Below are 20,700 nucleotides of genomic sequence, written 5' to 3' on the forward strand. Positions count from 1 at the left end.
CGCGTGAAAAGAGGAAGGGAGGGCATGAATGCCCTCCCTTTTTTTATTTAAAAAAACGGGCTGATTGTTGAACTGAAAATGGGGTGAAACACCCTGGAAGTATCAGGTGTTGGGGTGAAACAGGTGTAAACCCATTTTTGGACTAGACAGTGATTAGCGTACGTTAACTTTTCTACAGCCTTGGCTACACTTCGTGTTCCGTTGGAAACCAGCGGGAACTTACGTGAAGGCGCAATGCGTTGTTATTCGTTCACGAAAACACGATGAGCTGACCCGTTGGGCAGACTCACGTATTTTCGTGCATCTTGGGAAAGGGGTAAGGCGGGTATGAGTAAAGAAGGCGAGGCATTCCTGCCGACGCAAACCGCGCGGCGCGCGCTGGACTGGCAAACCCTGGGCGTGGCGGTGTTGCTCCTGTTGTTGTTTTACTGGGGACTGGGGAGTTTGCCGTTCATGAGCGTCAATGAAGCCCGGCGCGCCGTTACGACACGGGAAATGCACGAGGCCGGCCAATGGCTGCTGCCGTACATGAACGGCGAGCTGTACCTGTCTAAACCGCCGCTGTTCTATTGGCTGGCCCTGGTCAGCACGTCACTGCTGGGCAGCCTCTCCGAATGGAGCGTGCGCCTGCCTTCGGCGCTGTTTGCGACGCTGTGTTGTCTGACCTTGTATCGCCAGGCTTGTGCATTCGCCGGGCGACAAGTGGCGCTGCTGGCTGTGGTGTTCCTGGCGGCGAATGCCGGGTTCAGCCTGTTTGCCCGCCGGGCAGAAATAGAAATGCCTTTGACCGGCCTGTGCCTGCTGGCGCTCTTTTGCGCATGGCGCTTTCTGTTTGAGCAAGGCGGTCGCGTCTGGGTCTGGCTCAGTTACGGGCTGCTCGGCTGTGCCTTGCTGACCAAGGGACCGGTCTGCCTGTTGTGGGTGACCGCACCGATACTGGTCTATGCGTTGATCAGCCGCGATCGTCTGGCTCGCGCTTTTCTGTGTGACGGCTGGGGCTGGATGCTTGCGGTGCTGGTCGGGACTTCCTGGTATCTGGCTGTGTCCATGCAGGAGGGCTGGGGCATCTGGTCGGCCATCCTCAACGAAGACATCGTCAAGAAAATCCATGGCCAGGGGGCAGAAGCCTGGTATGCCTATCTGTTGTATCTGGGTGGGGATTTCTTTCCCTTCTGGCTGATATTACTGGTGCGGCCGCGGCAACTCTGGCGCGCCATCCGTCTGAGCCCGCAGCTGACCCTGTTGCTGTGTTGCATTCTGGTGCCGCTGCTGCTGTTCTCGCTGTTCACCGAAAAGCACGCCAAGTACCTGTTGCCTATCTACCCGGCCATTGCCCTGCTGTTGGCCTGGCACTGGAGCCAACTGCTGACCCAGGCCCGGCACCCTTGGCAGCGCTGGAGTCTGCGAATTGTTCCTGCCGTGGTACTGGCGGGATACACGCTGTTCTACTTGGGTCTTGAAGGGCGGGTGTTCGCCCATCGGATCGATGGATTTCCGCAGATAAAGGCCGCCACCGACGCATACCCAAACTTCCCGACCTATAGCTTGGGATCTGCGGACATTCGCCTGGTCTATTACATGGGGCGGCCCGTCAGTTCGATCACCGAGTCGCAGGCCAGCAGCGTAGCCCATACGCCGGGCCTGCTGTTTGTCCAGGAACCGCTTCCTGCGGCATTGCAAGCCCTGGCGCCTTGCACCCTGACGCGGATCGAGTCGTATCTGAAACCCAAGCGTTCGGCCCTGCTGCTCGGGCTGGGCTCTTTGTGCGCCAATCAGGGCCAGATCAACCTTTGAAACTGCGTCAAACGTGATGAGTGCTTCCCACGGACTCTTAACTGCTGAACAAGCTGATAAGACTCCAGGCTGCCCCTATCGCAAAAATGAAAAGAATGAGTACCAGCGTGAGGATTAGCGGCTCGATGCGCATGAAAGTGACTCCTCAGAAGGTCTGGCATTGCTCGCCTGATCTGCGGCGCAGGTGTTTTTCAAGGCAACGGTTGCATGTATAAGGAGTGCCCCCGGGAAAGCTGTTTTTCCAGTGGAAAAACAGCTTCAAACTCTCGATTAATGCGCTAGTGAACTCCCAGCATTCTCTATGCCAAAAAACTAAACAGCCTATAATTCCCCGCCAGCGGGGCAGCCTGATTCTGTGGGTCAGTTCTCCATCGAAGAGGTTGAAACAGGATGCGGGTAATACGACCCATTTATGGGGGATTTCTCACACTGGGTACGGCAATATCCCAGGTGCTTGTGCCTTTCGCCGCCTGCTGATATCGACCTGATGCGGACACTGAAAAAGGAACTGCGGTTGAACGAACACACATTGTCCATGCGCCTGGAGCGCGTGGCGGCGCATGTGCCAGCAGGTGCTCGCCTGGCCGATATCGGCTCGGATCACGGCTACCTGCCGGTGGCGTTGATGCGCCGTGGCGCCATCACGGCGGCGGTGGCCGGCGAGGTGGCAATGACGCCGTTCCACTCGGCCGAACGCACCGTGCGCGAGAACGGCCTGGACCAGCGGATCACCGTGCGCCTGGCCAACGGTCTGGCGGCGATCGAGCCGGGAGACGGGATTACGGCGATCAGCATCTGCGGCATGGGCGGCGAGACTATCCGCGACATCCTCGACAGCGGCAAGGCGCGCCTGAGTGGCCAGGAACGCCTTATTCTGCAACCCAACGGCGGCGAGCAGCCACTGCGCCAATGGCTGATGGAAAATGGCTACCGCATCCTCTTTGAGGAACTGCTGCGGGAAAATCGCTTCGACTACGAAATCATCGTCGCCGAGCGCGCCGGGCCGGTGATGTACACCGCCGAGGAGCTGTACTTCGGCCCGCTGCAGATGCAGGCACGCAGCCCGGCGTTCCTGATCAAGTGGCAGCGCATGCTGCGCGAGAAGCAGAAGACCCTGTCCCAGTTCGCCCGTGCGCGGCAGGCCGTGCCCGAGGAGAAGGTGCAAGACATCGCCCGGCAGGCCCGGTGGATCACCGAGCTGCTGGCTTGAATTCGGTCCAGGGTATGTACGAATTCAACCGGTCGATGCAACGCAACTAAATTCTGTTTCAGCAGAAGGAGTGTTGCAGGCGGGTTGATCCCATGGCTTCGCACTAGCGACGATAGTAGCGGCGATCGTCCTCGTAGCGGTACCGCATGGCCCGATCATCCCGATCATGGTGGCGCTCCCAATAACGATGGCGTTCAGCTTCTCGGCGGGCTTGCTCTCTACGCCACTGCTCTCTACGCCAGTCGTCTCGGCGCCAATCGTCTCTACGATCATGCCAACGGTCGTCACGCCAGTATCGGTCGTCATGGGCAAGCAACGGCCCTGGCTGCTTGCCGGCCATACTGGCCAAGGTCGGCCATGGGTTGCCGGCGGCCTGGACAGGCGCCTGAACGACTGAGACTTCAGTTGCGAAAACAGGGGTTGAGGTCTTCATCTGAGTTGCTGATGCCGAGCCCACTGCCGCGAGCGCGAACAGGCCGAAGAGCATCATTCGTGGGTCATGGAATTTCATGAGCGAAGACAACCTCTGATTGACAATCGGACGTGTGGCCATCTGCCTGCGGGAAGCCTGCGGGTTCGCGCTTGCCGAGTGGATATGCCTATCCACATAGACAGATAAATAGGGAAAAGTTCTAGGGAGCCGCTGCTTAAATAGCGACCGGCCTCCGTGTTCCGCACCCTTGAGGTTTGCTGGCGAAGGGCAGCAATCGATCCGAAGCAGATCTCACCCCCGCACCGATACGCTGCCCAAACGCTGCTACTGGTTTTGCGCGTTATGACAGGCGCGATTCGCGTGTCGCGCGGCTCAAGCGCTCGGCCGTCATACCGATGCGCGAAAACACCAGCCACACAAAAAGCAGGACGCTGCAGCCAATGAGGATTGATGCGACGGCAATCAATGGCTCGACGGATGGGAAGCCCTTGAGGCGCAGCGTCAGTGCGCCGAGCATCACCGGGACGCCAACGTTGTACGTCCAGAACTGTGCAGCAGCAGTGCGCCCTTCGGTGATCGACGGGTGCGCAGTGCCGATGAGTCCGAACAGTGCCATCGATACCCATCCCAACAGATTGACATGGGCATGTACCGCGAAGAGCGAGTGGTCGCCGGAAGCGCCCATCGCCACGCCCAACACGACGCCAATGGCAAAGTAGAGGGCAGCGAGCCGAAACCAGGTCCGCGAACGGGGTGTGTGATTCATGGCATTCACCTCATGCGCCCTGAGGCGCGCTCAGTTGCTGAGAAATCGTCTATCATGAGACTTGAGTCTCATTACAAGACAGGATCTCATTTATCCCATGACGACCTCGAAGTCAAGCCCGTCTATCCGTGATGGCGATCAGGGCCGCGCCAACCAGCGGGGCCGAACGCGCCAGGCACTTATCGATGCCGCCGCCGCATTGCGCGACGAGGGCCATAACCCAACTGTTGCGCAAGTGGCCGAGCGCGCGATGGTGTCGCGCGCCACGGCGTATCGCTACTTTCCTTCGACTGAGGCGTTGATAAGCGAGACGGCGGCCGATCGTGAAATGACGCCGCTGGAGCACATCTGGCGGCAGGGAGATGATCCGGTAAAGGGCATCGGTCTGGCGGCGAACGCGTTGAACAAACTCTTGATCGACGACGAGATCGGCCTGCACGTGATGGAACGTTCGTTCATGACCGTGTGGCTCGACAGTGAGTCCCACGAGCCCCTGCGGCCGGGTCGGCGCATGAGCTACATTGAGCCGATTGTCGACTCGCTGAAGGACGTGCTCTCACCTCGGGCGCGCAAACGACTGAAGCAGGCCCTGTCGATCGTCATGGGCACCGAGGCTTTGATCGCCGTGCGCGATATCAGTCGCGCGAGCGTCGAAGAATCACTCGACACCGCCGCCTGGGCGGCTCGGGCGCTCGTTCGTCAGGCACTGACGGAGGAAGAACAAGCGCGACGAAAGCGCGACACTTTGCATAAGAACTCGCGGTCTTCTCCTCCATGACACCGATGTTACGGCTTCTGATCTGCGGTGACCTCGTGCCAGCTGTCATCGGGATCAAACCGCTTCATCGACAGCGCCAGTTTATAACCCTCGGGTCCCAGGTCTTTCTCAAACACTTGGCCCTCATGGCTGATCATGAAACTCATCACCCCGGTGTCATCGTATTTCGCCGGCCAGGCGATGAGGGCAAAGCCGCGGCTCATCTTGTCGCCGATGAGGTAACTGTAGGCGCCGCCAGGTGCCGATGGACCTTGTCCGTCGAGGATGCGGAAGTGGTAACCATGCCAGTCTTCATCGGCGATGGCGTTGCCGAACATCGGCCCCAACGGGCTGATTTGACTGCTGTCGTCGTCCGCCCAATAGAGTCCGTCGTGCTTGCCCGGAGTGCTGAAGAATTTCTGCGCATATTCGAGGGCGCCGTCGCCGTCACGGTCCTCTGACGCATAGTCCATCTGGGCGTCGTGATAGGTCAGCGCCGATTGCACCGCGGCCAGTTCGTTGCTGCCGATTCGCCGCGTACGGATTTCGGCGCTTCCCGCCTTGATGTCGAAGCGCCAACCCTTTTCGGCTTTTACCAGGGGTATCGGCAGTGTCCAGTGGTCACTGCCGACCGACAGGACCGCTTTGCGCTCACTGGTTTTTTCGATGGCATGTTGCTCGCGGTAAAGCTTCAAAAACGCATCCACGTCGCTGCGCTGGACGCCACCTCGCGGGATGAAACTGCGCCACTCTTCACCCAGCAACTGCGTCAGGCGTGCCTGATCGGCGTGTTCGGTACCCAGTGCTTCGACGAACGCCTGAGCAGCCTTTTCCGGGGTTGGAAAGGCCTGCTGTGCCGTCGCCACGCATGACCATGCCAGGCTGCTGATCATCAGGATACGAGGTAGCAAGCCCATGAATGCTTTCTCTCGAGGATGGTTTTTCAACGCCGGCCCCCCCCTCTTTGGCGCGCGGGAGGACTGGACGGTCTGCTGATCTGTTGACCGGCGGATCGCGCAGCACTGGGGCGCGTGGCGGATGCCTGGCTGGTTCGACCACGGAGGGCCTGGGCGTTCGATTGGGACGGGGATCGTGCGCCCGCGAAAGCGTTATTGCGTGCGCTGCCGGGGCTGGCGGTCGGGCGCGTTTGCGTTCCTTGGCGCGCCTGAGATAACTCCTGGCGCCGCTGACCCGTCTGAGCGGTCTGTTGTCTGGGCTGCTGATTTTCCCGGATATTTCTGCCGGTGCCTTGGCTTCTGTCAGACGCCTTCGGTCTGTCTGCCCCGGCTTGCATGCGATTACCGACCGAAGGTGCGGACTCCGCTCTGCGCGCTTGATCACGGGCCTGGCGATTGGTGGTGGCCGGTCGTTCGATACCGTGCCTGTCCATTGAACTGCGGGCCTTTTCACGCGCCTGGGCGCGTTGGGCATTATCCCCGCGAAAGGCCTCACGTTGATTGGCACCGTCCAGTTGTCGGCCGTACTGCTCGCGGCTCCTGCTGTCCCGATAGGGAACGCCATCGCGATGAACGGAGTTGTGCTGCCACTTGTTCTGGTTCCTGTTGATCTGGGTGTTGCGATTGATGTTGTTGTAGCGGTCGACGTCGATGTCGATGTCGTTGTTGTCCCAGTCACAGTCGCCCCACAACGAGGCGACGATCGCCACGCCGGTCCCGAACGCCAGCCCGGCCATCAAGGCCGATCCGGGGTAATAAGCGGGGGGCGGTGGATAGTAAACGGGCGGCGAAGCAGGGTAGGCCCAGGTGCCATAGGTGGTGGTCGGATTGTACGTGGGGACGTACACCACCTGCGGGTCGGCAGGTTCGATGACGATGGTAGTGGAGCTGCTGGCAGGAGCAGCGGCAGGGGCCTGAGCGGCCGGTGCAGGTGCAGCCTGAACCGTCACGTTCTGATATTGGTTGCTCTGCAGGTTGCCTGCTGCCTGCGCCTGATGCCGCAAGCGTTGCACGCCGTCCATGACATCGTCGGGTTGCGCCAGAAAGGCATCGCCCAGGCGCTGTACCCAGACGGGGTCCTGTCCCAGGGTTGCCAGGACCTGTGGGAAGGCAACCAGCGCCTGTACGCTCGGGTCCCAGGTTTGGCTCGACACTTGTTTGACCGCATCATCGCCCTTGGCGTCCGGATGGGCTTTGGACCAGGTGACCGCCTCGGCGATTTCCCCGGGGTAGGTGCTGGCCATCAATACCTGTGCCAACAGTGGGTCCGGGTACAGCGCAATGGGCGCCAGCATTTGATCCAGCTGCTCCTGGGTAAACACGACATCTTTTTTCGCCGGGGCCGTCAGGGACGCCGTGTCGGCAGCGTTTGCGGGCGCTGCTGGCGTCTGCGCCAGGCAAGAAAATCCACTTAGAACCAGTACAGCGGACACCGCGTAAAGTAATGAAGTGCGCATCGCCCCATCCCTTGTGGTCAGACAGGCTTGAGAGGACTGGATCAGCGTCAGGGAGTGAAAACAGCCGACTTTAATGACTCCAGTAAGGGTAGCAGACACCCCTGTTTTAGCCTCCCGTAGCGTGGAGCAGTACGGGGATGAAAAAGACATGGAGCGAAGTCGTTAGCGTGAGGTTTTGATTTTCATGACCTCGGTGTAAATGGCGTTGATCGTCTGACCCACCTGGAGCTTCTTCATTCGGGCCTGACGCTGCGGGTCCTCGACCTTCAGGACGGTCAGTTCGCCTTCCGGTGGAAGCAAGGTCACTTCATGCTTTTTCAAGTCAATGTGCGTGATCTTTGAAGTGACCTTGACCTTGCGAACCGCCTCACTCCCCGGATCAGGATTGTCCTGGGTAGCACGGACAGTCATTGATTCGTTGCCGCCCCCTGGTGCAGCGTCGACATTCGTGTCGAGCACATACGCAACCGAGCGAACAACGTGGATATCGACCTTGTCGCCGACCTTCAGATTGTCCAGTGTCTTGGCTTTTTCCGTGAGCTGGATGGAGACCGGGCTTTTGTTGGTGTCTTCTATGGTGACCTGATGATTCACCGGATCAACGGCCAGCACCCGCGTAACGATGTGACCCTTCATTGAATGGCTACCCAGCGGCACCTCGGCTGCATGGGCCGTAAAGCCGATAGCGGCCATGATCGAGGCAAGGGCAACAACGGCAAGGGAGGGGATCGGTTTCATGGTCTGTTTTTCTGGTGTTGGCGGGTAGGGCAGCGCTATGGATTACAGGTCGGAGCGGTTTGCATACAGTTCAAAGCATAGACATTGATTGCCGGGATGCCCGATCACAGTGTCGATTGGGTTGTTCGCCTGTTTCGTCAGGTCTTCGATCAGCAGGCTGGAGTTGAACTTGATGTGTTGCATCGACCGGTTGAATCCGCAGGTGATACCAGCCGCTCGACAGAAGTCGCAATTCAATCCCGAGCAATCTTGTCATTTGCCAAGGCTTAGGGCAGGGTCGATACCACTGACATCTCTGCCAAAGGAGTCACCCATGTCAAAGCTATATCCCAGTATCGATCCCGAGGGGCTGGTCGAGTACTCAGTGGTCTACACCGACCGCTCGCTCAACCACATGTCGCAGTCGTTTCAAGGCGTGATGAAAAACATTTCCAAGACCCTGAAACAGGTCTACAACGCCCAGGCTGTGGCGGTGGTCCCGGGCAGCGGCACATTCGGCATGGAAGCGGTGGCGCGACAGTTTGCCACCGACCAGCAATGCCTGGTGATACGCAACGGCTGGTTCAGTTATCGCTGGAGCCAGATCCTTGAGATGGGCAACATCCCGGCGGCCACCACGGTGCTGAAAGCCCGACCGGTCGACACGGGTCGCCAGGCGGCCTACGCCCCACCCCCTCTGGACGAAGTGCTGGCAGCCATTCAGGTGCAGAAGCCGCAGATTGTCTTCGCCCCCCACGTTGAAACCTCATCAGGGATTATCCTGCCCGACGAGTACCTGCGGGCCGTCGGCGACGCCGTGCATGCGGTGGGTGGCCTGTTCGTGCTGGACTGCATCGCCTCGGGCACGCTTTGGGTTGATATGCACAAATGCGCAGTCGACCTGCTGATCAGCGCCCCGCAGAAAGGCTGGAGCGCTTCTCCTTGCTGCGCCCTGGTCATGCTCAGTTCCTTGGCCCTCGAGCGCATCGAACAGACGCAAAGCAGCAGCTTCGCCTGCGACCTGAAAAAGTGGCTTCAGATCATGCAGGCCTACGAACAGGGCGGACATGCCTACCATGCGACCATGCCCAGCGATTCCCTCGCGCGATTTAACGAAGTGATGAAAGAGACGCAAGCCTACGGTTTCGAAAAGGTCCGCGGCGAACAACAGGCGCTGGGCGATCGGGTGCGCGCAATGTTGACCGGCAAAGGCATCAAAAGCGTAGCCGCAGCCGGCTTTCAGGCCCCTGGCGTCGTGGTGAGCTACACCGATGATGCCGACATCAAGAACGGTAAGAAATTTGCCAACCACGGCCTGCAGATCGCCGCCGGAGTGCCGTTGCAATGCGACGAGCCGGCGGACTTCCAGACCTTCCGCATCGGCCTGTTCGGACTCGAAAAGCTGCAGAATATCGAGCGCACGGTCAGCACCCTCGAGCAGGCACTGGACGAGGTGATGGTTAACTAAGCCCACATCGTGCCCGCAGCAGATAGCGAACTTGTGAATTCTGGATCGCGACGATCTGCTCATTCCTGTAACGCTGAGGCGTCGTGCTGTTTGGCAATTCAGCGTTTATAGAGCAGTGCATCAACCACAACGCCAAATGCTGACGAATGCTCACGGCGATTTGGATAGTAGAGATGGTAGCCCGCAAAGGGTTGGCACCAGTCCTCAAGTACTCGCACCAGACTGCCGTCAGCCAGCTCCTTCGCGACCATATCTTCCGGCAGAAACCCTAAACCGCATCCCGCTACAGCCGCACGCAGGATCGGCACGCTGCTGTTGAACGTCCATTGTCCCTCGACGCGTGCCTTGAGTTCGTGACCGTCCTTCTCAAAATCCCACTGCATCAGGCTCCCATGGGTGGGCAGGCGCAGATTGATGCAGTTGTGCGCAGCCAGATCTCCTGGTTCCCTGGGAACTGGTCTCTGTTTGAAATACTCGGGAGATCCTACGACCGCGATGCGCAACGACGGGCCGATTGGCACGGCGATCATGTCTTTGGCCACCTGATCCCCCAGCCGCACGCCGGCGTCGTAGCGCTGTGCGACGATGTCGGAAAGGGCGTAGTCGACGGTGATTTCGACCTTGATATCCGGGTAGGCGGGAAGCACCTTCAACAGTTTGGGCCAAAGAATGTTGTTTGCCGCATGTTCGGAGGCTTGAATCCGCACGTTGCCGGCAGGGGTGTCGCGAAACTCGCTGACCGCCGCCAGTTCAAGTTCAATCTCGTCGAACCGCGGCGCCATGGACTGATACAACCGTTGACCGGCCTCGGTGGGGGAGACGCTGCGTGTGGTTCGGGTCAGCAGTCGAACGCCGAGCCGTGACTCAAGAGCACGCATGGTGTGGCTCAGCGCGGACTGCGAGACGCCCAGCTGCGCGGCAGCGCGAGTGAAGCTGCCTTCGCGGGTAATGACCACGAAGGCTTGCAGATCGTTGAGATTGGCGCGGGACATTGATGAGAACCTCTCATGCGGAGCGCGGGATTATTCTATGTAATCAGGTTCCGCATGGATGCGCGACCCCGACGAACCAATCACAAGGTTCTTGCGTAGAACGGCGTCAACTTACCGAGTGCAGCGTCCACATACTTGGGAACCCAGTAGGTTTCGATGTGCGTGGCGCCGTCGATAATGAACAACTCCTTGTCCTTGGTACCGGTGGCCTTGGGGAACGCATCCTGGGTCATGTACAGGCTGTCGGCGTTGCTGCCCGCGATCATCAGCAATGGCTGATTGATCAATTCGATCTGATTGGTGGCGTCGAAGCGCATCAGATCCAGCAGGCTGCTCGTGGTGTATTTGAAGGTCGAGTTGGGGTGGGCATGGGTCTTCCAGTAGTACTCGTAACCCTGGCGATACAAGGCGAACGGCAGTTTGGCGATCTGCTCGTCGGTGAGGTTGGCATCACCCGAATAAAGGACCTCGCCGCCGGCCGCTTCCTGAGCGCGGGCAGCGGAAGCCTGTTGCAGTCGTTGCTGGATGGTGTCCAGTTGCGAGTCGTTGTAGCCATTGCGACGAACCCGCCCAGAGTTGAACATGCTAATCGTCGCCACCGACTTGAATCGCTTGTCGGTTTGCGCAGCGGCCAACGAGTAACCACCGCCACCGCAGATGCCGAGCAAGCCCAAGCGTTTGCCATCGACTCCAGCGTACTGAGTGATGAAGTCCGCCATGCCGTGGATATCCTCAATGCGGTAAGCAGGCTTGTCGATGCTGCGCGGCTGTCCGCCACTTGCGCCCTGATACGCGGCATCTGCGGTGATGGTGATGTAGCCTTGTTCAGCCAGTCGCTGCGCATACAAACCGGCCACCTGTTCTTTCACTCCACCATTCGGGTGCGCTACCACCACCGTTGGATAAGCCTTCTTTGCATCGTAGTTGGCAGGGGTGTAGACGTTGGCAGCGATGTCCAGGCCATTGAGCTTGTAGCTGACCGGGTGGATGTTGACCTTGCCGGGCTCGTTCTTAGTAATGGCGCCGTCGTAAGCCAACGTAAACGGGTTCTTTTTGTAGTCGGCGGCCAAGGCCTCGCCAGCCGAAAGGCCGACCAATGCCGACATGAAGGTGGCTTTGAGAAAGATGTTTTTCACGTGAAGCTCCTGAGCAATCAAAAGGGCGGCAGTTCAAAAGGCCGACAGTGCAAAAGGGGGGCGGGTCAATCCAGTTGTTTTTCTTTGAGGAATTGCGACACAAGGTCGGCGATCTGCACGTTGTTCAGATCCGACATGGGAAAGTGGGTATTGCCGTTGATGCCGATCTCCGGCAAGTGGATCAGCCGTACGTCACCGCCGTGCCGATTGACTGCGTCACGCCATAGCCGGGCCATCTTCAGCCGAGCGCGCCAACTGTCCTGTGCGGGCAGGTCTACTGCTTGTTCCGGGATGTTGTCGCCGTAGAGGATCAGGATCGGAATGCGCGTGAGTGCCATGAATTGCTCCATTGGCACCGCCGCGCCTTGCACCGTGTCGAACGCACTGGGTATCGGTGCCGGCACTTCACCCTCGGCAAACACGAAGCTGCTGCCAGGCTCGAACGCCACAATGGCCTTGACCTTGTCGTTCTTGATCGCCGTCAACCAACCCGACCCGCCACCCTGCGAGTGAGTGAACAGGATGCCGGGGCCGATTTTGTCGAAGACTGCTGACACACCATCGGAGACCACGCCCATGTCGAACGGCCCGGTGTTCGGCGTCATCGCGCGGAAGAACTGGTCGCGCGTTTGCGCATCCCGGGCAACCTGTACGCCATTGAAATAGTTGGGCCACAGGCCGATGCGAAACTGGTTGAACCAGAGTTGCTCGTCCGGGGTGGGCTTGATCGTCGCCTCGACCATGCTCCGTCCGGCATCGCCACGGCGCGGCTGATCGATCAGATACACGCCGTAGTGGCGGCGCACGAAGATGTTCTGGAAACCTTCGCGGCCATCGGCAGTGGTTTCCCAGGTCTTGGAAAACTGCCCCGCGCCGTGCCACATGACGATGGGCAGTTTTCGTGCATCGACCGGGATCTGGTAGAACGCGTAGGCGTGGTCACCGTGGTAGGTCTGGCCTTCCGGCGACATCGGCTGGCGCGGGTTGAAAGTGCCCGGCGCGGTGGTCATCGTTCCACCTGCGGCGAAGCTGCCTTGTGCCTGAATCAGCAATGGGCCTGAGCCATCGGGCTGGTTCGCACAGGCTGCCAACAGGCACAGCAGGGTGATGCTCAACAGGCTTTTTGCACATTTCATATCATTTCCCCGAAGCCGCGAGTGCCTGGGTCAGCGCAGTGTTGGCACGTTCGGCAGTCTGTGCATCGCCGTGCGCCTTCAGCACTTCAATCACCTGACGCAACTGTGCCGCGCCAAGCCCCACGCGCAGGCTCGCCAGCATGTGCGAGCGCAATTGCGATTCCACCCCCGGCGTCGCCGCCAGCGCCCCGACGGTCGCCAGTTCGCGGCTTTGCCAGTCGAGGTTGTCGCGCTCGAAGATGTCGCCGAACAAGTGGGTTTGCAGAAACCGGTTGATCACCGGGGCGAACTCGAACACCGGCCCTTTGACCAGGCCACCCGAAATCGTCGTTTGATTCGCCTTGCCGACCGCCAGCAGATCATCGCCGGTTGGAATGCCTCGGCCCGGCTCACGCCCCGGTGCATCCTCGATGCCGCGTAGTTTGCGCGCTTGCACCACCGTCATCAGTTCGTTCAAGGCATTGAGGCTGCGCGGGAAGCCAACGTAGGCGTAAAGCTGCACCAGAACTTCCCGGGTTTCGCTGATGGTCAGGCCGGCATCGAGACCTTGGTTGAGCGCCTCGTTGAGATTGGGCATGTCGCTGGTCGCCATGAACGCGGCGATCAGGGGAATGCCCTGTTGTTTACCCGACAGCGTTTCTGCGGTGGCTTGCGTGCGGGTCATGGCTGGCGATGCCTCGGCTGTTTGAGTGGTAACGTTGAACATCGCCCCAAGGCTTAAACACAGCGCCATCAGCGCGTGGAGAGGACTGGTCTTGCGTACGTCAGTGGTCATCGTGAAAGGCTCCGTCCGTTGCTGGTCACTGCGATGTCGCTGGATCGTACGGAGGATGGTTGTGGCGATTAACCCCGATATTGCGCAAGGACTCCTGAGTAGAACTCATGAGTCGGCTTTTCAATTACCGCTGAAAACCTCACGCCGAGCAGCAGAAACGGGGGCTTGATGGTTTGTGGTGGCATACCTCGAACGTGCCGGGCGAGAGGCGTCGACACATTCCGTAACCTCATTTACCGGTCTTGTGCGGGCGATTGACCGGCGTATTGCGCATCGGAGACTTTATCCGCCCAAGTCACAGTCTTGCCGTTCTCGGCTTCAGCGATCGCGATATGGGTCATCCCATTGCTGGCTGTGGCGCCATGCCAGTGACGGATGTGCGACGGAATCCAGACAATGTCGCCCGGACGGATCTCCTGACGCGGGCCACCCTCTTGCTGCACATAGCCGACCCCCGCGGTGACGATCAGCGTTTGCCCCAGCGGATGGCTATGCCACGCGGTGCGCGCACCGGGTTCGAAGGTCACCGTGCCGCCGCCGATGCGTGCCGGCAGATCCCCCTTGAACAGGCCATCAACGCGTACCGTGCCGGTGAAGTTTTCCGCCGCGCCCTTGATTGAGGGCTGAGCGCCATTCTGGGTGATGCGGATGTCGCTGGCGGCTTGGGCCTCTGCGTTCAAGAGCGATAAGGCAATCAGTGGCGCGATCAAACGGTTCATCGGATGAACTCCGGTCAGACAGTGAAGCTGCTCCGCAAGCGGGACAGTCGGGGGACGGCTCAGAGCCCGGTCATCTTCAGCGCCGATTCCGGCAGGCGTTCACCGTGCACCTGGATCTGCGCCATCTGCTCGTTGATCTCGCGCAGATCCTCACCGGTCAACGCCAGCGCAACAGCGCCCATGTTCTCTTCCAGCCGATGTTGTTTGGTCGTGCCGGGGATCGGCACAATCCAGGGCTTCTGTGCCAGCAACCAGGCCAGCGCTACTTGCGCAGGTGTCGCGTGCTTGCGCTCAGCGACGGCCTTCACCACGTCGACCAATGCCAGGTTGGCCCTGCGCGCCTCGGGGGAAAAACGCGGGACGACGTTGCGGAAATCGCTGGCGTCAAACTGCGTGTGCTCATTGATCTGGCCGGTCAAGAACCCGGCACCGAGCGGACTGAACGGCACGAAGCCGATGCCCAGCTCTTCCAGCACAGCAAGCAGTTCATGCTCCGGGCCACGCCAGAACAGCGAGTATTCGCTCTGTACCGCCGTTACCGGTTGCACGGCGTGCGCTCGGCGAATCGTTTCCACACCGGCCTCGGACAGACCGAAATGCTTGACCTTGCCCTCGGCGATCAGATCCTTGACGGTGCCGGCAACGTCCTCGATCGGCACCTGCGGATCAACCCGATGCTGATAAAACAGATCGATGCAATCGGTGCGCAAGCGTCTCAACGACGCCTCTGCCACGGCGCGGATATGCTCCGGGCGGCTGTTGGTGCCGCTGCCGCGCGCGCCGGTGATCAGGTCAATATCGAAGCCGAATTTGGTGGCGATGACCACCTGCTCGCGGATCGGCTGCAAGGCCTCGCCCAGCAACTCTTCATTGGCGAACGGGCCGTACGCCTCGGCGGTATCGAACAAGGTGACGCCTTGATCATGGGCAGAACGAATCAGCTTGATCATGCTCGGTATGTCGGCGGCCGGCCCATAAGCCGAGGTCATGCTCATGCAGCCGAGGCCCAGAGCGGAAACTTCCAGGCCATTGCCCAGCGTGCGGGTTTTCATGGTGTTGCTCCCGTGCAGAAATCGATTAGCGCGTGAGGTGGCTATCGCTCAACCATTCATTCACGCATTCCATGGTCTTGCGCTCTTGCTCACCCTCCATCACAAAACCTTCCATCAGTCTGGACTTCGGCGCATGTGTTTCGAGGACGCGGCGGCTATTGCCCAATCCGTATCCGCCGTGGGTGTTGAAGGGGATGAGGGTTTTGCCGGACAGGTCGTGGGCGCTTAGAAACGAACGCACGATCGGCGGGGCGGTTTCACCCCAGATCGGGAAGCCGAGATACAGCGTGTCGTAGTCGGCCAGTGCGCGAACTCTGCTTTCCAGCTCGGGTTCAAAGCCCCTGTCGCGCTCCTGGCGTGCCTGCTCCACGGTTTGCAGATAATCCTCGGGATAGGCTTTGGCCGGACGGATCTCAAAGAGGTCGGCACCGAGTCCGCGCTGGATAAGTCCGGCAACCACGCGGGTATTGCCGGAGCGCGAAAAGTACGCCACCAGAATCCGCGACCCTGAACGCGGCGCTTCGCTGTCGGTTTGCGTGTCGGCGAGCGACAGCAGCGGGGCGCTCGCAAGCGCGGCAATGACCGTGCGCCGCAGCGGATCGTGATCGTTGCTCATCGCCCGACGCGCGCCTTGAGGGACTCGGGATACCGCTCGCCTTCGATGCGGATTTGTGCCAGTGCCGTATCGATAGCTTTGAGTTCGGCCGCGTCGAGTGTGATGTCCGCGCCACCGAGGTTTTCTTCCAGGCGATGCAACTTGGTCGTCCCGGGAATAGGCACAATCCACGGTGCCTGGGCGAGTAGCCAGGCCAGCGCGATCTGCGCCGGTGTGGCCTGCTTCTGCGCCGCGATCTGGCGGATCAATACCACCAATCCCTGATTAGCTAGCAGCGCCGGCTGGCTGAAGCGGGGCACGATGCTGCGAAAATCGTCGCTGCCGTAAGTAGTCTCTGCCGACACGGTGCCGGTGAGAAAACCCTTGCCCAGCGGACTGAACGGCACGAAGCCGATCCCCAGCTCCTTGAGCGTCGGCAGAATTTCCTGCTCAGGCTCACGCCACCACAACGAGTATTCGCTTTGCAGCGCCGTGACTGGCTGCACCGCATGAGCACGGCGAATGGTTTGCGCACCGGCTTCCGACAGGCCGAAGTGCTTGACCTTGCCTTCGTCAATCAATGCCTTCACTGCACCGGCGACTTCCTCGATAGGCACGTCCGGATCAACCCGATGCTGGTAAAGCAAATCGATGAAATCGGTCTTCAGTCGACGCAATGAACCCTCGACGGCGACCCGGATGTGCTCGGGGCGGCTGTTGAGAGTCTGCTGTTTATTGTCGGCACCGAAGGTAAAGCCGAACTTGGTGGCGATGACCACTTGATCGCGAACCGGCGCCAATGCCTCACCCACCACTTGCTCGTTCAGGTAAGGGCCGTAAACCTCGGCGGTATCGAAGAACGTGACGCCTCGGTCAACCGCCGAGCGGATCAACGCAATGGCTTGTTGCGTGTCCGTCGCCGGGCCGTAGCCATGGCTCAAGCCCATGCAACCCAAGCCCAGGGCTGACACTTCGAGTGAACTGTTTCCGAGTGTGCGCTTGTGCATTTGGATCTCCCGACATTTGGCGTTGGGAGAACAGTAAGCGAGCTAACGAGTGTGGACTAGACGGGTAAATCGGCAAGGGTTCATGAAGTTTGCTCATCAGTCCAAAAAGAGGGGAAAGTGGTGACTGTTTCTTCACTAATGCGCAGGCGCTCCATGTAAGGGCAGCTCATTTCCACATGCAAAATTATGTTCCAGGCAGAGAAATAGGCCTAACGTTCACTTCCATAGGAAATAATCGAGCGTCCGCTTCTGGCTGATGTCGGTCAGTCGTGACAGGCAAAAAACGGCCAAAGCGGACGGTGAACTCGGTAATGGTAAGTAAGTAAAGCAAACACGGGCGAGCTGGCGATACGTCAGATCTCAGTGCTTTCTCCGGAAATCCTGATACTAGAAGCGGAGGCCGTTACAGACGGTTTCTAGGTTTCTCACTCGCTTGGTTGCAGATTGAACAAACAGATCTAATCGACCCAAACCGGTCCCTTACGTAATCGCTGGTCAGATCATCCCCTGGTGGTTTCTGGAAGCTTGGCGATCACCTTGATCTCGAACTGGTAACCATAGAGCCACGTGACGCCGACGCCGGTCAGCGTCGGGTGCGGCGCGTTACCCCAGAACTCTGGCACAACCTTCCAGATCGTCTCGAACTTTGATTCGGGATCGACGATGAAGACGGTGACGTCAATCACATCGTCGAAGGTGCAACCGGCAGCGACCAGGATTGCATTCAGATTGTTGAACGCGAGTCGGACCTGGGCCTCCAGATCGGGTTCGGGCGAGCCGTCTTCGTTACTGCCGACTTGCCCCGACACGAATAAGAAGCCATTGGACTTGATAGCCGGCGAATAGCGATTGCGCTCATAAAGCGCTTGGCGTCCAGGCGGAAAAACAACATCACGCTGCGTCATAGGTGCCTCCATCAATGGGTCGAAGCTGACCCGAAACAAACGATGGAGAGACTGTAAGGACTTGTGCCTGGGCGATAAACAAGCAACCTTAGCTATCACTGTTTGTGAAATCCAAACAATCTGATCGATAGCTGGGGCAGCAATGGACCGTTTTGATGCAATGCAGGCATTTGCTCGAGTGGTGGAAGCGGGCAGCTTCACCAAGGCGGCCGAAACACTGCATATGAGCAAGACCACCGTGACACAACTGGTACAGCAGCTGGAGGCACGGTTGCGCGTTAAGTTGCTTAACCGCACGACTCGCAAAGTCAACGTCACTGCCGATGGTGCCGTCTATTACGAGCGAGTGCTTCGGCTGCTGGCCGACATGGACGACGCTGAGACTAGCCTGTCCGGCGCCTCGACGCTGCCCAGGGGCCGGTTGCGAGTGGATGTGCCGAGCCCGCTGGCCAGCATGATTCTCGTACCCGCATTGCCTGCGTTTTACGAGCGGTACCCAGACATACAGATCGACATGGGCGTAAGCGATCGTATCGTGGATATGATCGATGAGAACGTCGATTGCGTGGTGCGCGGCGGCGAGCTAACGGATCAGTCGTTAATGGCCCGACGGGTAGGCGACCTCCAGCTTGGCGTTTTTGCAGCGCCGAGCTACCTGGCACGCGTCGGTATGCCCGCGCATCCGCGGGAGCTGGAAGATTCGCATCATCGTATCGTCGGTTTCTTGTGGGCGCGCACCGGCAAAGCCGTGCCCTATGCCCTGCACAACCACGTTGAGAGTGTCCAGATCAAAGGTCGCTACGCGCTGGCAGTCGACGATGGCAATGCCTACCTTGCGGCCGGCCTTGCCGGACTGGGTGTGCTTTGGCTGCCAAAGTACATGTCCAAGACCTTCGAAGCGCGCGGCGAGTTAGTGCCCCTGTTCGAGAACTGGAGCCTCGATCCGATGCCCATCTACGTGGCATTTCCCCCGAACCGGCATATCAGTATCAAGCTGCGCGTGTTCATCGATTGGGTCGCTGAGCTGATGGCACAACATGCGCCTGTCAGCGACCGACATGATTCGTGACTACAGCGTTGGGGAGTTCGCTATTGAGGTCGCTTTGTCCAATGACCGCTCCTGGCCGTTTTCTGCCGGTCGCGCCAAAGATAGTCTGGATCGAATCCAGCCACTGACTCACCAGGGCGCGTCCGAGCGAAATGTTGATTTACAGGACCAGACCTGAACTCATCCCTCCATTTGAGTATTCATGCGCCGTAACTAGCGGCTATAACAATGAGTGCGAGAAAACAGACCAACTGCACGCAAAAGAAGGTAAATCGAACCGCCACGAACCTATCGGTTTGCACATGGGATACGTGAACCAGAGACTGGCACACGCGAGCGATCAGGACGATTGTCGACAAGTGGTTCACTGCTGGGCCATCGACACCAAGGGCTGAAATCACGAACACGATGACGCCAAAGACAGGCAGATTTTCCACGCAGTTCGCGTGGGCTCTTGTCCCGCGCTGATACCAATCCTCGCCTTCGAGCTGATCGCTTCGGAAAGAAGCAATCGGAACATTCGAGAACAGGATTCTGACCCAGCGATACACCCCGACGGTTGCCATCAACAACAGTAGAGTCCAGGTTGCAAATCCAAGCAGCATCCACATCGGAATCGTCATGGCTGGCATCCTCAAACAATCATTTTCAGCACGTCGTCCCACAGCTGCGCGACCGACGCGCGGTCGGTCGCGCCCTGTCGATCAATTGCTCATGATGGGTGCCAGTGCGGTCTGAATCCTGGACATCTGTGCTGGTGTTGTCATGCGCGTAAGCAGCCGGCCGAAGTGTGGATGCTGCACACCCGAGATAATGTATTGCCAGCGGTAGGCGTTCAGTACGGAGGCTTTGATTTGCCCGGTCTCATCGACACTGAACGATCGTGAAGCATTTCGAATAAAGTAGTCGGCATCGGATGCCGATTGTGCCTGCAGGATTGCGTCGACGGCCGCCACCAGTGCAATCAGATCGTTCACGGCCTGGTCGCGCTCGGCTGAGGAGAGTTTCGCGTGCTCCGCCTCCCACTCGAGTTCATCGAGTACGACGTGCCGGCTTTCATCCTTCCAGTGAAATTTGAAGACATCCTTGAACAGTGGGCACAACTCCTCGCGCGGCGCGATGCTTTGGACGTAGTGCGTCTGAACAAACAGCTCGATATGACAGGTCAGCGCCAGTACCGACCAGGTGCTGGCCGCCAGAACCGCGCGCGCCACATCGTTGGGATCGGCAACTTGACGATATCCCGCTGGCAATTGCGTACCCATCATCGTCTCAATGCGCCGGAACAGCTCCTGATGCTTGATCTCGTCGTTGGAAAAGCGCACCAGCGCTTCGAGTGCGAGCTGATCGTCAAATACATGGTCCCGACCTTGATCGAGCATTTTGGCACTGATAAAACGCTCGACCAGGCCAAAAATATACGCATAGGTTCGGCCCTGAATCTGACTGAGCAGGCGCGCCTCGTCCGCGGCGAGAAAGGTCAGGCGGTCGATCCGCGATAGTCCATCGGGCAAGAATTTGCGCGAGAAGTCGAAGCGGCGGTCCTGTAGCAAATCGCGATCGATCTGCCATTCCGCTTTCTTCGATGATCTGACGATTTGAGCATAACGGGCGGCGTTGCCCGAATCTGAGCGGGGTAGGGTAGCGGCGGTGTTCATAGTGATCTCCGGCTTCCGTGGTCGAGTTGGAATGGGCCAATTACGGTTAACGCGGAAGCCAATGACCCTCGTTGAAGCGTCTGGGGATCGTCTCGATCACTGAATCCGCGTTGGTGCTA

The 20,700-nt window shown here is 59.1% G+C and carries 22 protein-coding genes; 5 read left to right on the forward strand and 17 right to left on the reverse strand.

Annotation, left to right across the window (positions count from 1 at the left end; genetic code table 11):
* The first annotated feature begins 327 nt into the window (after positions 1 to 327).
* Together QF010_RS08960 and QF010_RS08965 are read left to right on the forward strand one after the other, a co-directional pair.
* A complete protein-coding gene (locus QF010_RS08960) occupies positions 328 to 1,794 on the forward strand; it encodes an ArnT family glycosyltransferase (RefSeq protein WP_429532918.1) in 1,467 nt (488 codons plus the stop codon).
* A 514-nt stretch (positions 1,795 to 2,308) separates the two neighbouring features.
* Positions 2,309 to 3,004 (forward strand): tRNA (adenine(22)-N(1))-methyltransferase, encoded by a 696-nt coding sequence (locus tag QF010_RS08965; RefSeq protein WP_429532919.1) that lies wholly within the window; start codon positions 2,309 to 2,311, stop codon positions 3,002 to 3,004.
* Positions 3,005 to 3,107: 103 nt separating this feature from the next.
* Here QF010_RS08965 and QF010_RS08970 read toward each other — a convergent pair whose 3' ends face one another.
* A complete protein-coding gene (locus tag QF010_RS08970) occupies positions 3,108 to 3,515 on the reverse strand; it encodes a hypothetical protein (protein WP_082459189.1) in 408 nt (135 codons plus the stop codon).
* Positions 3,516 to 3,777: 262 nt separating this feature from the next.
* A complete protein-coding gene (locus QF010_RS08975) occupies positions 3,778 to 4,203 on the reverse strand; it encodes a DUF2871 family protein (RefSeq protein ID WP_429532920.1) in 426 nt (141 codons plus the stop codon).
* A 97-nt stretch (positions 4,204 to 4,300) separates the two neighbouring features.
* Here QF010_RS08975 and QF010_RS08980 point away from each other — a divergent pair, with 97 nt between their 5' ends.
* On the forward strand, positions 4,301 to 4,981 hold the full coding sequence (locus QF010_RS08980) for a TetR/AcrR family transcriptional regulator (RefSeq protein WP_429532921.1): 681 nt from the start codon (positions 4,301 to 4,303) through the stop codon (positions 4,979 to 4,981).
* Positions 4,982 to 4,989: 8 nt separating this feature from the next.
* Here QF010_RS08980 and QF010_RS08985 read toward each other — a convergent pair whose 3' ends face one another.
* From QF010_RS08985 to QF010_RS09000, 4 genes are all read right to left on the reverse strand, one after another.
* The gene (locus QF010_RS08985) at positions 4,990 to 5,877 is read right to left on the reverse strand and encodes a DUF2950 domain-containing protein (protein WP_429532922.1); all 888 of its coding nucleotides are present in this window, start codon (positions 5,875 to 5,877) and stop codon (positions 4,990 to 4,992) included.
* 26 nt (positions 5,878 to 5,903) lie between these two features.
* On the reverse strand, positions 5,904 to 7,373 hold the full coding sequence (locus QF010_RS08990) for a DUF3300 domain-containing protein (protein WP_429532923.1): 1,470 nt from the start codon (positions 7,371 to 7,373) through the stop codon (positions 5,904 to 5,906).
* Positions 7,374 to 7,535: 162 nt separating this feature from the next.
* The gene (locus QF010_RS08995) at positions 7,536 to 8,111 is read right to left on the reverse strand and encodes a riboflavin synthase (RefSeq protein ID WP_429532924.1); all 576 of its coding nucleotides are present in this window, start codon (positions 8,109 to 8,111) and stop codon (positions 7,536 to 7,538) included.
* A 42-nt stretch (positions 8,112 to 8,153) separates the two neighbouring features.
* The gene (locus QF010_RS09000; protein ID WP_429532925.1) at positions 8,154 to 8,294 is read right to left on the reverse strand and encodes a hypothetical protein; all 141 of its coding nucleotides are present in this window, start codon (positions 8,292 to 8,294) and stop codon (positions 8,154 to 8,156) included.
* Between the two features lie 130 nt (positions 8,295 to 8,424).
* Here QF010_RS09000 and QF010_RS09005 point away from each other — a divergent pair, with 130 nt between their 5' ends.
* The gene (locus QF010_RS09005) at positions 8,425 to 9,558 is read left to right on the forward strand and encodes an aminotransferase class V-fold PLP-dependent enzyme (protein ID WP_429510530.1); all 1,134 of its coding nucleotides are present in this window, start codon (positions 8,425 to 8,427) and stop codon (positions 9,556 to 9,558) included.
* Between the two features lie 98 nt (positions 9,559 to 9,656).
* Here QF010_RS09005 and QF010_RS09010 read toward each other — a convergent pair whose 3' ends face one another.
* The 9 genes from QF010_RS09010 to QF010_RS09050 form a co-directional block, all read right to left on the reverse strand.
* Positions 9,657 to 10,550: a LysR family transcriptional regulator gene (locus QF010_RS09010; RefSeq protein WP_429532926.1), complete on the reverse strand. Its 894-nt coding sequence runs from the start codon at positions 10,548 to 10,550 to the stop codon at positions 9,657 to 9,659.
* A gap of 80 nt (positions 10,551 to 10,630) precedes the next feature.
* Positions 10,631 to 11,686, reverse strand: a complete 1,056-nt coding sequence (locus QF010_RS09015) for an alpha/beta hydrolase (protein ID WP_033059959.1) — start codon at positions 11,684 to 11,686, stop codon at positions 10,631 to 10,633.
* 65 nt (positions 11,687 to 11,751) lie between these two features.
* Entirely contained in the window at positions 11,752 to 12,696 is a 945-nt protein-coding gene (locus QF010_RS09020; RefSeq protein ID WP_429533073.1) for an alpha/beta hydrolase, read from the reverse strand.
* 127 nt (positions 12,697 to 12,823) lie between these two features.
* The gene (locus tag QF010_RS09025; protein WP_429532927.1) at positions 12,824 to 13,597 is read right to left on the reverse strand and encodes a carboxymuconolactone decarboxylase family protein; all 774 of its coding nucleotides are present in this window, start codon (positions 13,595 to 13,597) and stop codon (positions 12,824 to 12,826) included.
* Positions 13,598 to 13,830: 233 nt separating this feature from the next.
* Positions 13,831 to 14,316, reverse strand: a complete 486-nt coding sequence (locus QF010_RS09030) for a (R)-mandelonitrile lyase (RefSeq protein ID WP_429532928.1) — start codon at positions 14,314 to 14,316, stop codon at positions 13,831 to 13,833.
* A 59-nt stretch (positions 14,317 to 14,375) separates the two neighbouring features.
* Positions 14,376 to 15,368: an aldo/keto reductase gene (locus tag QF010_RS09035; protein WP_429532929.1), complete on the reverse strand. Its 993-nt coding sequence runs from the start codon at positions 15,366 to 15,368 to the stop codon at positions 14,376 to 14,378.
* Between the two features lie 25 nt (positions 15,369 to 15,393).
* Positions 15,394 to 15,984: a flavodoxin gene (locus QF010_RS09040; protein WP_429532930.1), complete on the reverse strand. Its 591-nt coding sequence runs from the start codon at positions 15,982 to 15,984 to the stop codon at positions 15,394 to 15,396.
* Positions 15,981 to 16,970, reverse strand: a complete 990-nt coding sequence (locus QF010_RS09045; protein WP_429510523.1) for an aldo/keto reductase — start codon at positions 16,968 to 16,970, stop codon at positions 15,981 to 15,983. The genes QF010_RS09040 and QF010_RS09045 overlap by 4 nt, the downstream gene beginning before the upstream one ends.
* Positions 16,971 to 17,470: 500 nt before the next feature.
* Positions 17,471 to 17,875, reverse strand: a complete 405-nt coding sequence (locus tag QF010_RS09050; protein ID WP_033059970.1) for a RidA family protein — start codon at positions 17,873 to 17,875, stop codon at positions 17,471 to 17,473.
* Positions 17,876 to 18,017: 142 nt separating this feature from the next.
* On the opposite strand from QF010_RS09050, the gene QF010_RS09055 reads away from it, so the two are divergent.
* Positions 18,018 to 18,944, forward strand: coding sequence for a LysR family transcriptional regulator (locus QF010_RS09055; RefSeq protein ID WP_429510522.1), 927 nt, complete (start codon positions 18,018 to 18,020; stop codon positions 18,942 to 18,944).
* 179 nt (positions 18,945 to 19,123) lie between these two features.
* Here QF010_RS09055 and QF010_RS09060 read toward each other — a convergent pair whose 3' ends face one another.
* Together QF010_RS09060 and QF010_RS09065 are read right to left on the reverse strand one after the other, a co-directional pair.
* On the reverse strand, positions 19,124 to 19,546 hold the full coding sequence (locus QF010_RS09060) for an MAPEG family protein (RefSeq protein WP_033059974.1): 423 nt from the start codon (positions 19,544 to 19,546) through the stop codon (positions 19,124 to 19,126).
* Between the two features lie 81 nt (positions 19,547 to 19,627).
* Complete coding sequence (locus tag QF010_RS09065; RefSeq protein ID WP_033059976.1) at positions 19,628 to 20,581, reverse strand: diiron oxygenase; 954 nt, start codon at positions 20,579 to 20,581, stop codon at positions 19,628 to 19,630.
* Between the last annotated feature and the right edge of the window lie 119 nt (positions 20,582 to 20,700).

Source organism: Pseudomonas silensiensis (assembly GCF_050434865.1).
In the GTDB taxonomy this organism is placed as follows: domain Bacteria; phylum Pseudomonadota; class Gammaproteobacteria; order Pseudomonadales; family Pseudomonadaceae; genus Aquipseudomonas; species Aquipseudomonas fluorescens_W.